Source organism: Caballeronia hypogeia (assembly GCF_001544875.2).
GTDB lineage: Bacteria > Pseudomonadota > Gammaproteobacteria > Burkholderiales > Burkholderiaceae > Caballeronia > Caballeronia hypogeia.
Window position 1 is genome coordinate 43502 of record NZ_FCOA02000021.1, and the last position, 14526, is coordinate 58027.

The 14526-nt window shown below is 60.4% G+C and carries 11 protein-coding genes; 7 read left to right on the forward strand and 4 right to left on the reverse strand.

All coding sequences use genetic code 11. The features are described from left to right. The first annotated feature begins 73 nt into the window (after window positions 1-73). Together AWB79_RS25725 and AWB79_RS25730 are read left to right on the forward strand one after the other, a co-directional pair. Window positions 74-541 (forward strand): zinc-finger-containing protein, encoded by a 468-nt coding sequence (locus tag AWB79_RS25725; RefSeq protein WP_061170257.1) that lies wholly within the window; start codon window positions 74-76, stop codon window positions 539-541. A gap of 28 nt (window positions 542-569) precedes the next feature. Next, the gene (locus AWB79_RS25730; RefSeq protein WP_061170258.1) at window positions 570-1043 is read left to right on the forward strand and encodes a hypothetical protein; all 474 of its coding nucleotides are present in this window, start codon (window positions 570-572) and stop codon (window positions 1041-1043) included. 16 nt (window positions 1044-1059) lie between these two features. Here AWB79_RS25730 and AWB79_RS25735 read toward each other — a convergent pair whose 3' ends face one another. The 3 genes from AWB79_RS25735 to AWB79_RS25745 form a co-directional block, all read right to left on the reverse strand. Further along, window positions 1060-3069 (reverse strand): TonB-dependent receptor, encoded by a 2010-nt coding sequence (locus AWB79_RS25735; RefSeq protein WP_232471022.1) that lies wholly within the window; start codon window positions 3067-3069, stop codon window positions 1060-1062. A 1946-nt stretch (window positions 3070-5015) separates the two neighbouring features. Beyond that, window positions 5016-5990, reverse strand: coding sequence for a ParB/RepB/Spo0J family partition protein (locus AWB79_RS25740; protein ID WP_061170259.1), 975 nt, complete (start codon window positions 5988-5990; stop codon window positions 5016-5018). Further along, window positions 5987-7198 carry a ParA family protein gene (locus AWB79_RS25745; RefSeq protein WP_061170260.1) on the reverse strand — a complete coding sequence of 404 codons (1212 nt, stop codon included), beginning with the start codon at window positions 7196-7198 and terminating at the stop codon, window positions 5987-5989. The genes AWB79_RS25740 and AWB79_RS25745 overlap by 4 nt, the downstream gene beginning before the upstream one ends. Before the next feature lie 645 nt (window positions 7199-7843). Between AWB79_RS25745 and AWB79_RS25750 the strand changes: the two genes are divergently transcribed. Beyond that, a complete protein-coding gene (locus AWB79_RS25750) occupies window positions 7844-9250 on the forward strand; it encodes a replication initiation protein (protein WP_061170261.1) in 1407 nt (468 codons plus the stop codon). Window positions 9251-9308: 58 nt separating this feature from the next. Here the strand turns inward: AWB79_RS25750 and AWB79_RS25755 are convergent, their stop codons facing one another. Continuing rightward, window positions 9309-10481 (reverse strand): YbfB/YjiJ family MFS transporter, encoded by a 1173-nt coding sequence (locus AWB79_RS25755; protein WP_096031610.1) that lies wholly within the window; start codon window positions 10479-10481, stop codon window positions 9309-9311. Between the two features lie 387 nt (window positions 10482-10868). Between AWB79_RS25755 and AWB79_RS40605 the strand changes: the two genes are divergently transcribed. The 4 genes from AWB79_RS40605 (at window position 10869) to AWB79_RS25775 (ending at window position 14391) form a co-directional block, all read left to right on the forward strand. Continuing rightward, complete coding sequence (locus AWB79_RS40605) at window positions 10869-11360, forward strand: phospholipase domain-containing protein (RefSeq protein ID WP_332459675.1); 492 nt, start codon at window positions 10869-10871, stop codon at window positions 11358-11360. Window positions 11361-11923: 563 nt separating this feature from the next. Next, the gene (locus tag AWB79_RS25765; RefSeq protein WP_061170264.1) at window positions 11924-12367 is read left to right on the forward strand and encodes an NUDIX domain-containing protein; all 444 of its coding nucleotides are present in this window, start codon (window positions 11924-11926) and stop codon (window positions 12365-12367) included. Between the two features lie 217 nt (window positions 12368-12584). Next, window positions 12585-13571, forward strand: a complete 987-nt coding sequence (locus AWB79_RS25770; protein ID WP_061170265.1) for an acetamidase/formamidase family protein — start codon at window positions 12585-12587, stop codon at window positions 13569-13571. 55 nt (window positions 13572-13626) lie between these two features. Continuing rightward, on the forward strand, window positions 13627-14391 hold the full coding sequence (locus AWB79_RS25775) for an SDR family NAD(P)-dependent oxidoreductase (protein WP_061170266.1): 765 nt from the start codon (window positions 13627-13629) through the stop codon (window positions 14389-14391). Window positions 14392-14526: the final 135 nt, after the last annotated feature.

A 14526-nucleotide genomic window follows, 5' to 3' on the forward strand; every position in this document is an offset into this window, starting at 1 on the left:
ATGCTTTCTGGCCGTCCGCGAGTGCCCGAGCCGGTTTTGTTATATTGGATTTCCCGCCCGGGAGTTTCTGGCAATGCGTATCGGCCGACCTGTCAAACCTCTGCCCCATCCGAACTGCGACTACTGCGGCGCGCCTGCCACGCTCGCGCGCGCGGGCGACGAAGCGTATCCGTACCGCGACGACCACGGTCCGCTCTGGGTCTGCGCGCCGTGTCAGGCCTGGATCGGCACGTTCTCGCGCAGCACGCGCAATGTTCCGCTCGGCCGCCTCGCCGATGCCCGGCTGCGCGATCTGAAAGCCAGGCTGCATGCCGCGCTCGAGCCGCTGGTTCAGGCCAAGGTCCGGCGCGACGGCTGCAATGTCTTCGAGGCGCGCTCGAAGGGCATGAAATGGCTCGCGCAGACAATCGGCGTCGAGCCGGAAAAGTGCAGCATTCACACGCTCGACGCGGATCAATGCGAGCGCGCGATCGCGGTGGTCGAACATTTCGAACAAGAGCGCGGACAACACCCTTCAGATTCTGCGATCGATGAACGTTAACCTGAAAAGGTCAACCATCGATCCTCGCATGTCACGCACTCTTCCCTTCCAGCGCTCGCCCCAGGCGACGCGCGCGCGGCTCAGCAAGGCGCAGCTGCTTCCCATTCCGCGTCCCGTGGCGAACGAACTCGCGCTCGCCGCGCATCTTTCGCTTACCGCGCTGCGCTCGGGCGCGGCAGATGTCGGGCCCGCGCAGCAGGTCACCGAGGCGATGTATCTCGCCAAGTTCCTGTCCGAAGCGGGACACGGCGACTTCTCGCACGAGGAACTGATCCGCGCCGATCAGGCGATGGCCACCGTGTTCGACGCGGGCCGCGCCTCCGGCTCGTGGACGCTTCCCGCCGATGAGTGCGATCGTCTCGAAGCGATCATCTCGCTCTACGACCATCAACTGCGGCGCGCGACGCTCGGCGCGTTGTCGGCCGCGAGCGATCGGCTGGAACGCTTCAAGGCCGGCGAGCCTTATCAGCCGATGCCCGCTCGCAAGTCGGCGCCGCTCTGACGCGAGCGCCGCGCGCTCAGAAGGTGGTGCGCAAGCCGACCATCACGCTGCGGCCGCCTTCCGGCGCGATATCGCGTACGACCGAGCTCGCGTAACGCACCTCCTGATTGGTCAGGTTCTGGCCGCGCACGTAGGCGAGCCAGTGCGTCGCGCCGAGGCGGAACTTGTACGTCAGGATGACGCCGAGCGTGGTGTAGCTGCCGGTGGGCAAGTCGTTGTCCGGCACGCGATGCTGCGCCCACGCGTGGATCATCTCCGCGCGCGCGCCATACGGACCGTAAGCGTAGTCGAGCGCGAGCGTCGCCCGCAAAGGCGAGATGCGCGGCAGCGCTTCGCCCGTGTCGAGATTGCGCGCGTGCGTGTAGTCCGCGACGAATTCGACGTCGAGTCGTTGCGCGCCGTGATCGAAGACGCGCCATGCGCCGTCCAGCTCGATGCCATAAAACTCCGCGCGCACGCCGCGATAGACCGCTTCGTTGAGGGCGTCATCGGTGCCGGGCGCGACGGGTCCGTCGTCGTCGTTCACGAGGCGGCCGGTGTTGAACTCGGTCAGATAGTTGCGGAAGCGGCTGTAGAAGACGCCCGCACTCGCCTTGTTCGGGCCGCTGGCGAAACGCAGCGAGAGATCCGTCGAGATCGCCTTCTCTTTCTGCGCATCCGGATTGCCGATCAGATACTGGCCGGTCGCGTCGTGCGGACCGTTCGAGTAGAGCTCGTAGTAGGTCGGCGCGCGCTCCGTGTACGCGACGTTGCCTACCACGCTCCACGCCGGATTCAGTCTGAACAGCGCGCCCGCCGAAACGCTGCCGGCGTTGAAATCGCGCTGCGGCGAGTTCGCGAATTTTTCGTTTCCGCCTGACGCGGGATCGATGCGAACGTGCTCGTAGCGCGCCCCGAGACTGAGCTTCAGCGCATCGGTCACGGACCATTCTTCCAGACCGAAGAGCGCTGCGTTCGTCGTCTGCGATGTCGGCACGAGCGCTTCCTCGCCCAGCGCCGAAAACGTATTCTGGCTCAACTGGACGCCGATCGCGCCGTCGAGCGGACCGATTTTCCGATGCCGAGCCTCGATGCGCGCCTCGTAACCATGGTTGCGGAAGGTCGTGCCGGTCTCGCCGTTGTCGATTTCCTTGTGTTCGTAGTCGGTGTAGGCGAAGTTGAACTTCAGCTGGCTGAACGGCCCCTGCAGATTGCGTATCTCCGATGCCGCCGCGATGTGATCCTGATGCATGCGCAGGCGCACGTCGTCCTCGGCGACCGAGCCGTAATTCGATTCAAAGCCGTTGTAGCTGATGCCGGCGTAGCCGTCCGCCCATGTATAGGACGAACCGACAGCACCGCCGTGCGATCGACCATCGCTGTTCGGGATTCTGCCGTAGGGCTGCGGGACGTCGGGGCCGTCGAGCGCGCGCTGACCGGCCGAGCGTGCAAAGCCCGGGATGCGCTCCGTGCTGGTCTCACGATCGAAGGCGTCGACATGAAAGGCGAAGCGGCCATTGCCGCCTTCGACTTGCGCGGCGCCAGCGCGCGCGTTGTTGGCGCCGCCGTAACTGGCGTCGACTTGTCCGGAGACGCCATCGAGGGGATCGCGAGGAATGCGGTTGTCGATTGTGTTCACCACGCCGCCGATGGCATTTCCACCGTAGAGCAACGCGGCAGGCCCGCGCACGATCTCGATGCGCTCCACCGACAACGTGTCTTGCGGCACGGCATGGTCGTATGACAACGACGACGCGTCGAAAGCCGCGACGCCGTTTTGAAGCAGGCGGATGCGGTCGCCATCCATGCCGCGGATGATCGGGCGGCCGACCATCGGACCGTAGGTGGTGGTCGATACGCCGGGCAGGCCGTTGAGCGTTTCACCGAGCGAGTCGGCGCGACGTAGCGCAAGGGCGTTACCGTCGAGTTCGCTCGATGGCGATTGCAGGTTGGAAGATCTGAGCGGGTTCGCGGTGACGAACACCGGCTTGAAGGGGGCGTCTTCGATTTCGGGCGTGGGTGGAGGCGTGGGCTGGCTGCGTGCGATGGTGGTGAATAGGGCGAGCGTCCAGGGAAGCAGTCGGTACGTTCGGCGAGCGGTTGATGGATTTGGCTGGATCACTTTATTTGAGATGTTATATCGTTTCGCTGTGTGCGAAGACGCGTGGCGGATCGGGTCGGGTTCCAGAATAACGACGCGATGATATAACGTATCACTTCGAATAAATACCTTTTTGCGGTTTTTTTGGGGATATCGAGGGGATCGGCTGTCGAAGGAGATTGATACGGAAACTGTATTGTTCGGTACGAATCGGTCCCCGGGGCGTGAACCCAATGCCGCTTTCTGCGACTCGGACTCGGGCCACCCTGTTCGTGGACGAATCATCCGTGAAACATGTTTATGTTTTTACTATAAATAACTGATTATTAAGCGTTTTATCTGCTCGTCTAATTTTCTAAAGTGTTTCACAGGGAGAGAATTGGTCCAACGCGGCGGAAGGCTTCTCACCATCCTCCGCGCAGGCAGACCTCCGGTGGTTTGATTCGAGATCAGCGTCTCCGCGTCTTTATGGATGGCGCCCGAACATAAGATCCGCTCCGGTTTGTGTCCGGCCTTCTCGCTGCAGTCGTGTGGTGTCGGAAGACAGTCGCTATATGCCCCGCGTGTTTTCCGCTCGTTTGCCAACGCGATTCAGCTGTCCTCCTGTCCGAGCCTACGGCGGAGCCATCTTTAATTTGGCCAGCTCGCACTAGCGCAGAATCAAGTCGCGAAAGTAGGCCCATCGCGATCCACAGATGGGTTGGCCGAATTGGGATATTTGGCGTTGGCGGTAACGAGAATCTGTTCCTCGAGCGTTCCGTGCGTCCTTTCCGTGCCTCCGCTTCGCGGTGAGTTTTGATTGCAATTTCCCCCATCGCATCTACGGCGTGCTCTTGTCCCGTGATGCGAACCTTTAGGGTTGGGGGCGAATCGCTGGTGTCAGCGGTCATACCCGGCTTTCCTCTATAGTCGTGCTAGACCGTGCGTTCGCGTAAGTGTCCGAATTCGGACACTTACGCGAACGGTTTGTTATTGGCGTTAATCAGGGCGAGTCACCGCGGGGCCAAGACGATTGATTCGTCCTTCGGCCTGGCGGAAAAGTGGAATTCGACAGCGGATCGAAGGTGTCCGAATTCGGACGGTCTCGGCAAGCTTCTTGATGGCAGCACAGGATACGTGTGAGTGCACAACAAGCGCGCAGAGGAATCGTTCCCCACGATTAGCGGTAGGTCGGCCTGCAAACCCGGAGTGCTTTCGCGGCGAGCGGTAGAAGCGGCAATACCTATAATGCGACCGCTTCGCTTCCCGAAGCGGGCACTAGGATTCCGCGAAGGGTCCAGCAAGTCTGCGAAGCTTGTGCGTGTTGAGCGTGACGATCGTTGCGGCAGATTGAGATCGGTAGCCGATGGCGTCTCACAAGAAGATCGGTCCGACATCAATTCCGAACGCGGGCAGATTCGTGTCAATGCAGTTCCGTCGACCACAATTAAAACCCGATGGCCATTTCGGTCGAGTAAAAGCTTTGGCGTCCGCATATTTCGGCCACGTCAATGGGCACGCTCACGCTTCTGCGCTGTGTTCGACATTCGGCTGAGGTGTTTGAATTCGCGGATTTGGTTGCTCGCGCTGTCATCCATCGCCCTTGCCGTCGACCTCAACGGCGATCGCCAACTATTTCTCGAAAACACCGGATGCTTGTAAGCCACACGCTTTACATATGGCCGAAGGTGTCCGAATTCGGACACCCTGTCCGTACAGATCACAGCGGGCTCGCAAGACGGCCGATAAGGCTATCCGTCCGTCGCATATCGGTTTGATCAGACCGCGCGCGAAGCCCGCAGCGCGGCGCGAGTGTCCGAATTCGGACAGTGACCGCCCAATTCAAAAAAATGAAAAGCCAATCCGAAGTTCAGGGCGCAAAAAAACCCGCCGCAGCGGGTTTCAATCGTCGATCATTCTGACCGTATCGAGAACATCTTTCCAATGTGCTCTCTCAGTTGACTCTCCTGGTCCTCCGTCATAACGCCCGCCTTGAATTTGAAGGTCAAACCCTTGACGTCCTTCGTGATGCTGCCCGCCTGTACCTTACCCGCGAAAATCTTGAGAATACTTCTTCCGCCAGCGTCTGTCGCAGACTCTCCGCGAGTCGCCTGAGCGCTCAAACTTGCTGCGACCTTCGTCTGTACCAGATCACCCGCAACCACCTGGGGCCAAAGTTCCTGAAGCACCTTGAGTCCCTGCTCTCCGGTTTTCTTGAGCGCATTCGCGATATCCTGTGCCGACGAGGCGCCAAGAATCGACGGATTCAAATCGAGATCGCGCTTGACAAAGTCCGGCAGCGCGTCGAATGCCAGGAACCGGTAAAGGTCGCTCCGCGAGATACCCATCGCCTCAGCGAGACGAGTTCGATTAGGGAATTCCGATTCCGCCCGTCGAATCGCGATTGCGATCTCATAGTCCGAGAGATCATCGCGCGTGACGTTCTCCATCAACGCCAATGCAGCCATATCCTGATCGGAACAATCGATCACAACCGCGCGCACTGTCTCCTTATTGATAAGCTTATGGGCGCGCCAACGACGCTCACCGGCGACAAGCTGGAACGACTCTCCGATTCGACGAACGGTCACCGCCTGCAAGAGCCCAACCTCGCCGATCGAGCGCGCCAACTCAGCAAGCTTGCTCTCACTGAATTGGCGGCGCGGTTGCCACGGATTCGGCACAATGGAATCGACGGGAATTTCCGTCTCCACGCCCCGCGCCTCCAGTTCCTGAATCCGAAGTTGAGCGACGGCCAGCGCGCTCGTGATACCCGGCATGGTCTGTGGACCGCGGTTCCCTTTGTCCTTCTTTTCTCCCTTGAAATCGGCAGGCTTCGGCAAGTTGGCCGTTTTGGCCATGAGTTGTTCTCGGATGTTGTTACTCATGCCGGCTCCCTCCAGGATTTGACGAACATATCATCCAGCCATTTGGCATATTGCATCATGGGCTGACGCACCCGCTGAAGCGACTTGGCTGTGGAGTGTGTGCTGACCACGTCGAGTGCTGTCGAGAAAGAAAGCGCGCCACCGCTCATTACCGAGCTGGACGGAATCTCGAACGGGTCGAGCCAACGACCATAAGCACTCTGAGCCCATTGTCGAACGACCGGCGCGGACGATGTCTTTCCATAGTCCACCTTCGACAGCAGGATCGAGATGAAGTCATAGACCTTGTCTTCCTCGTACGGAAGAAAATCTTCTGCTACATCGGAGAACAGACGCCAGAATGCAAGCGAGCTGATGAAATCGAGATTCTCGGGAATCATAGGCATGACCAACGCGTCGGCCGCGAGCAGCGCGTTCAGGTTCATGTACGACAGCGACGGCGACGTATCGATCAATATGTAATCGTATTGAGACCGCAGAGGCTCAAGACCTTCGCGCAGCACTGACCAGAAACGATAACCTTGAATCGTCTTCTGCCGCGCCGGCAACAGAAACTCCGCGCCATAGAGGAACGTGTGTCCGGGGATGATGTCGAGGCCATCCCAATACGTCGACTGAACGCTGGCGCCAAGTCCGCCTTCCACGTTTTGGTCATAGATATAGGGCAGCACTGTATCGTCGCCGGAGATTTCCTTTTCCGCGTACAGACCGCACAATTCCGACGCCGACGCTTGCGGGTCAAGATCGATTAAAAGCACCTTCCGGCCGAGAAGCGTCAACGCCTGTGCCAGACATACCGTCGTGGTCGTCTTGGCCGAACCGCCCTTTAACTGGGCCGTCGTCAGAACCTTGCCGCGGAATTCGGCTTCACCATCTTCAAGGCGAGTCTGATAAATGTCGGACGCCATCTTCACCCAGAGGCGCACCTCGGGCAAAGTAAACGTTCGACTACGGCCGCTGCCGTTGAGCGTGCCGGTTGGCAAACCGCCTTCACCTTTGGTCACCAGATATTGAATCTGCTGTCGCGTGAGGTTACACATCTCAGCCAGTTCGCTGATCGTGTAGAACGGAGCCACCTTGCGTGGCCGAGGAGCCAGAATTTGCTCCCGAAGATTGTCGGAAAACGGCTCGAGGTTATCAGCGAACTCCGCAACTTCGCGAAGGGAAACCTTGCGATCTTCCATCGGTAGGGTGCCTACGTTTGCCATTCTGCGCTTTCTCCATGTATTGACGTCGAAGCGCAGAATACACGAATATGCGTAAACAAGGTTGTATTGCGCGGCGATTTAACCATTCGGACAATTACCACGTCGCTAACTCGCTGATTCAACGCGTGATTTAATGTCACGCTGCACTTCCGAGAATCGACCTACTTGCAATAAGAAGGCTAATCCCTACGCGCAATTGAGCGAAGCGTGTTCTCCGCACAAAAACCACCCCAGGGACGCTTTTTGTGCACGTGGATGCAATGGAATTTTCCTCATGGTTTTCAATGACTTGCCCTCATCACCTCAACAGATCGAAGAAATCGCATGGCAGGGTTTGTTTAGTCTTTTTGTAAACCTGAAACTCACCAACCTACAAACAGAAGAGAAATTTTCCTTTTAAATCAACGAAACTGCCTGTGGATAGGGACGCTTTTTGGGAAGGACAGGTCGGTTTTTGTGATGACGAAAGCGCAATTTGGGCGGTTGCCGGCGGAAATTGTGAGCACCGGGGCGAAAATTGTGACCGTCGCCGAGACTTCGGGGCGGTTTTTGTGCGCGCTCCGTCGGAAAATGGAGGGGTGGTTTTTGTGTTGACACCCTTCACTCGCCTGTTAGAGTGCCGGGGATCGCAGCCGAAACGGAAGCATGGAAAATCAAGACCTCACTGTCACCCCGCAGCAATTGGCGCTGGACATTTATGAAGACATGTCCGCCCAAGGCTCGTCCATCTGCGAATCGACAAGGGACATTGGCTTCCTGCGCAATAACATCTTCACTCGGGTCGGCGGGCTCGGCATTGCCGCGCGGCGCGTGCTCGACGCGGCCTACTTCATCGTCGCCACGAAGTCGCCGGAAGAGTTGATCGACGATAAGGTCTACACCTTCACGACCGACATCAACTATTTCAAGTGGCTGATGCGTTACGACAGCCGTAACCATAGCCATCTCATCGCTCAGATGAGGGCCGCAGCCCGTGCGCGTGTCGAAATCATGACGGCGCCGTCCATCGAGGAACTGACCGAGAAAGACTCGTGGGGCACCATTAGCCTGCTCGGCGACTGCTACATCGAGCGCAATATCGTCTGCATCCTGCTCGCCGGACGCGTCATCAAGTATCTCATCAGCCCGTATAAGGCCCATTGGCTGAGCCTGCGCGCTTCGACCGCGTTTTCGCTTTCGCTCGCCCGCGCGATCTACGATCGCCTCATTCCGTGTGAAGGTCATGGCGTCACCGAGTGGTTCGCCTTCGAGGAGGTGCTGGAGTGGCCGGGAAAGGTCGGCGAATCGCGCAAGGAAGTGAAGGAGTTCAAGAAACGCTTTCTCGAGCCCGCCATCGACCAGCTCAATGAAGTCTCGGACTTCGATGTCAGCTGGGAGCCGAATGCCGAGCGTGTGGCGCCCGAGAAGCTCAAGATCCGCTTTCGCTTTACGAAGAAGCAGGGCGCGGATGCGGCGCGCGCCGGCATTCAGGATTCGATGTACCTCCTGCTGCACAACGAATTCGCCTTCGATACCCCCGACTTCGAGCGCCTGGCCAAACGCCGCGATGTCTGGACGGACGAGCGGCTCGAGCAGGCTATCGAGTACACGCGGCACAAGCTCAACGAAGGCAAGGTAACCGTCAGTCCGCGCGGCTACCTGTTCAAGGCGCTCGAGGGCAATTACCGTATCGGCGAAGCCGACCGGAGGATGGCCTCGATCAAGGCGAAGCAACTCGAGGATGACAAGAAGGAACGCCGCACGCGCGACACTGCGCAGGCGCATCTCGAAGCCAGCATTCAGGTTCAGAGCGACACGGCCAAAGCCAAGATGAGCGAAGAGATCCGCGCAGGTCGCGAGTACTTCGAGTCCGGCGATGTGCAGGCTCGCAAGGATCTGTGCCAGTCGTTCCTGAGCCAGCTGATCCCGCAACGGCTGATCGAGAAGCAGGGCATCGCGCGCGGCACGCTGAGCGCGGACAACATTCTCACCGTCAATCGCGTCGTTGCCGACGCGTTCTGCTCGCACGTTTTCTCGAAGATGAAGAAGGCGCGCGCGGGCAGCCGGATATGATCTTCCGGCTAGAGAGGAATTCGTTCGGAATCCTGAATACCTGAGATTCTTTCCCTGACTAAAGCCGGTTCGGATCGGTAGCATTCAACGGCTTCTGGCAGGCTGCGAGAACTGCGCCTGCCGCCAGCACCAGCGCCGAATAGACGAGCCCGCGCGTCAGTCCCGCGCTGTCGGATACGCGGCCGATCACCACCGGTCCGACGATCTGCCCGAACGCGAACACGATCGTGAATGCATTGATGCCGCCGGGCCACTGGCTCGACGGCAGATTGTGGCGCACGAACGCCGTCGTCGATGCCACCGCCGACAGGAACGTCGCGCCAAACAATGCGCCCGACACGAACGCAGCCACCGGATGCGCGATCAGCGCCGGAATCACCGTCGCGGCCGCGAGCAGGGCGTTGAGAATCGCCAGCGCCTGCCCGCCGCGCATGCGATCGAGCAGCCTCGACCACATCCGCGCCGAAACCACCGTCGCCACTCCCAGCAGAACATAGAAGCCGATGACGACCGTTGCGCTCATGCCCGCATTACGCAGCAGCGCGATGATGAACGTCATGTAGCCTATATAGCCGATGCCGAAGCATCCGTATCCCACGAGCGCGAGCGCGAAGCGTCGCCGCCGCATCGGCGCGCGGGAAGTGGACGCGGCGCCGTGACCTGCCGCCGCGCCTGGCTCAGCCGATTCAATCCGCCGCGCGGCCCACACGGCGACCACGGAGAACGCGGCGCAGCCGAGCGCGAGCGCGAACCACGCGAAGCGCCAGCCGTGCGCGACCGGGAGCACCGCATAGGGCACGAGTATCGACGAGATCACTATGCCCCAGCCGGTGCCGCCATAATAGAGCCCGATTACGAAGCCCGCGTCGCGCGGTGACAGCGACGCGAGCCGCGCCGCCAGCACGCCCCCGCTCACGAAGATGAACGCGCTGCCGATTCCTGTGGCGACGCGCAATGCAAGCAGCGTGTCGGTGTCGGTGGTGACGCCGCTCGCCGCCATCAGAAGCGCTGTCAGTACACAGCCCACGACGAACAGCGCCCGCGTCGGAAAGCGCTTCGACAAGCGCGCGAACGCGAGCGCGCCGAGCAGATAGCCGAGCGCGTTCGCCGTGTTCATCGCGCCGGCTTGTGCGAAGTTCCAGGCGAGGTCGACGCGCATCGGCGGAAGTAGCAGCGCGTAGGAGAAGCGCGCAAGCCCCAGCGCGATGGCGCTGCCGAGCGATAACGCCATCGCGAGCAAGAGCGCCTGCTTGCGATCGGTTTCATGGGCGCTTGCCGCGAAGATCGCGTGCGCGTCGGACGCCGCGCTTCTCGTACGTGCATCGTCAGGCTGTATCACGCTCTCTTCTTCCCCTTGATGGCGAGTTCATTCTCCGACGTATGGTATCGCGCGTCGGACACATTGCTTACAAAGGCACTGGCTAAGCTGCGCAGCGCTGCGTCGATCCCGTACGAGACTCTGCCGGAGATTCTTCATGTCGACTGTTCCGGACCGCCAACGCTTCATGGCGCGCTTCATCATCTGCGTTTGCGCAATCGTTTGCGCATGTGGCAAGCCGGAGTCGGCCGACCTGAGTGCGCCGGCATCGGCCGCCGCCGCGGCAAGCGAGCCGTTCGCATGCCCTACGAGTTGTTCGTACGAACGCGGGCGGACGGGCCGAAGGACACAGTCTCGTTCGACTTCGTGAATACCGGCAGTGCGAGCGCGGTGTTTTTGCTCTATCGCCACGCGAGCGCCGATGCGCCCCGCACATACACCGGCGAGGCGCGCAAGCGTCTCGCCGATCGCATCCCCGTGAACGCGGATGGCAGCTTCGATTTCGTCGTGCACGGGCCGAACGGCTTTCTGCGCAGGATCGCGGGCAAAGCGGGCGTGCCGCATGGCGGGTGGTCGCGGGAGCAGGCAGCGCCCGAAGTCGCGGAAGGCTACGACGTCGCCAACGGCAACCTGCAACTGCGGCTCGAGAATCGCGGCACGGCTTCGTGCACATTCACCATGACGAATGCACACGATGCATCGAAGAGCATCGCGCGGCATGGCGCGGTAGCGATGCGGCACAGGTCTATCTCGACTTGCGCCATGCGCACGGCTCGTACGACGCCGAAGTGAAGGTCGATCCCGATTCCCGCATTTCTGCGCCGAGTGGCGGGTCATGTCGAAACCGGACGCGACAGCATGAGCGACCCGGCCTTCGGCGCTTGACCACGAGCGGGCGAACGCGACACGTCTTGCATCTGTTGCAGTAATCATTACCGGCGGCGTGTTCGGATGCGAACATGCCGCCGCATCGCGTTTATCTTCTGTGCCCTCGCAGCAGGCATCATTGAGGCGCGGGCGCATCAAGGCTCGCAGTCCCTTTCCATTCACGACATTCAATGCGAGTTGCCTGTTTCCGGGGAACTCGTGCGGCCGCATTCGTTCGGACAACATCGAATGTCGAGATTAATTGGAAGGATAATGAAAGGATAATGATTAACGCGGTCCTCGTAATTGCATGCTCACATGGGACATGCACGCATTGCGCAGCAAGATGAGGACGGTGAAGATCAACCACACACACGCCCGATCCGCACGAGATCAAAACCAAGGGCGAGAGCAACAAAACGAACGCGTGGGCGTCGTCAAGCACCATCAGTTGAAAAACAATCTGGGTGCAACACGGAGAGACGGGGATGAGGATAAGAGCAACAGTGCTGGTGATACGTCAGCAGGCAGTGCTTCTGGTGAGAGAGCGCGGCGGTCCGTGGCTGCTGCCTGGCGAGACGGTCGAGCCGGACGAATTGACCATGGTCGTCGCGATCCGAGCGCTATACGAGGGGACTGGCGTCGAAGCGAATGCCGCCGCGTTTCTGTTTCAGCAGGTGTCGGCGCATCACCTGCATCATGTTTTTCGCATCGCGATACCGGACGACCTGCATCCGCGAGCGGCCTTCGGCAGCGGACTCGACGATCTGTGCTGGGTCGATGCATCGCAGCTCGCCAATGTCCACACCACGCCCGGCACGCGATCGATCCTGAATCGCGCGCTCGGAGTGAGCCACGACACGACGAAGTCCACATGGCGTGAAAATGGCGCGCGCGTTGGCATAGGCAAGCGCTGGCGCGGCACGCCTTGAAGGACTTATCGAATCACGCGCTGTAGCGACGCGTGAATATCGCGGCACAAGAACCCTTGACGAACGCTTCGCCCGTCAGGGGTTTTTGCTTTTGAAATCCCGCGGAGCCCTGAAAAACAAGGCAAAAAGTCGCCGTCAATTTTCCTATCCTCATAGCACGGCCCGGAAAGACGAATCGCCGATTCGCTCATATCCGGCTCCATGACGGAGGACGACGATGACCTGGCTCGACGATTCGATCATGATGCAGCGCGGAGTCGGCGCGCATCGCGAACCGGTGCAGCACCATCTCACTGAAGAATTGCAGAAGACGTTCCACTACACGATTGGTCCGTATTCGCAGCCCGTGCTGCATGTGAAGCCAGGCGACCGCATCGTCGTCGATACGCGCGATGCGTTCGGTGGCAAGATCAGGGAAGAAACCGACAAGCCCTCGCAAGTGCTGCAGATGCCGTTCGTCAATCCGCAGAACGGTCCGATCATGATCGAGGGCGCGGAGAAGGGCGACGTGGTCGCCGTGCACATCGAAAAGATGTCGCCGCGCGGCGCGGACCCCCACGGCTACTGTTGCATGATCCCGAACTTCGGCGCGCTGACCGGCACGGACTTCACCGCGCTGCTCAACGAACCTTTGCCGGAGGTCGTGCGCAAGATCAAGATCGATGAAGAAAACGTCTACTGGAGCCGGCGCAATACGCTGCCGTATCGCCCGCACATCGGCACCCTGAGCCTCTCTCCCGAGCTCGACTCGATCAATTCGCTCACGCCCGACCAGCACGGCGGCAACATGGACGTGCCCGACATGGGACCGGGGAGCATCACTTATTTACCGGTGCGCTCGCCGGGCGGGCGGCTCTTCATCGGCGATGCGCACGCGTGTCAGGGCGATGGTGAAGTGTGCGGCACGGCTGTCGAATACGCGAGCAGGACAACCGTGCGCGTCGATCTGATCAAGCAGTGGAATTTCGCCTGGCCGCGCCTCGAGAACGAGGATGCGCTGATGAGCATCGGCAGCGCGCGCCCGCTCGAAGACGCAACGCGCATTGCGTTTCGCGAACTCGTGCTGTGGATGGTCGCCGAGTACGGCTTCGAGAAATGGGACGCCTACATGATGCTGAGTCAGGCGGCCAAGGTGCGGCTCGGCAATTTCGTGGACCCGAAATACACGGTTGGCGCGATGGTGGCCAAACGCTATCTCAAGTAACGCACATAGTTGCATCTGCAACTACCCGCATCGAAACCTCAAGAGGGCGACGAACATGGACTTGCAACTCAAGGGATTGAAGGCGATGGTCACCGGCGGGACCAAGGGCATTGGTCTTGCCATCGCTCAGACGTTGGCGAAAGAGGGCGCGGAAGTCGCGATCTGCGCGCGCGATGCGGCCGCAGTGTCGAACACGGCGAACGAGCTGGCGAAGCTGAGCAATGCGCGGGCGCTGGGCGCGGCGGTTGATGTCTCGAATGGCGCCGCATTGAAGGATTGGGTCGGGCGCGTCGCGCAGGACTGGGGCGGCATCGATATCCTCGTCGCGAACGTCAGCGCGCTCGCGATCGGCAACGACATCGAGTCGTGGCGCAAGGAGTTCGAGACGGACCTGCTGGGTACGGTCAATCTCGTCGACGCGGCAATGCCGTATCTCGAAGCGAGCAAGGCGGCGTCGATTGTCGCGATCTCGAGCGTCTCGGGTCGCGAGATCGATTTCGCCGCAGGGCCGTATGGCGTGTTCAAGGCGGCGCTCGTGCATTACATGCAAGGACTCGCAAACCAGCTTGCGGCGAAGGGCATTCGCGCCAACACGGTGTCGCCGGGCAACGTGTATTTCGAAGGTGGCGTGTGGGACTGGATCGAGCACAACGATCCCGCGCTCTTCGCGAAGGCGCTCGCGCTGAATCCCACCGGCCGCATGGCGAAGCCGCAGGAGATCGCCAACGCGGTGGCCTTCATCGCGAGTCCCGCGGCGAGTTTCGTGAGCGGCGCGAACTTTGTCGTCGATGGTGCGTTGACGCGCGGCGTACAGCTCTGACACGCATCTTCGGCACGTCCGGTCGCTTCATTTTCTTCTCGATGGCGAACGCGCGCTTTCCGGCGGCGTTCGCCGCGTTTCACTCGCGCGACTAAAGTCCGCACGCCCGCTGCCGATATGCAGTTGAAGCGCTCT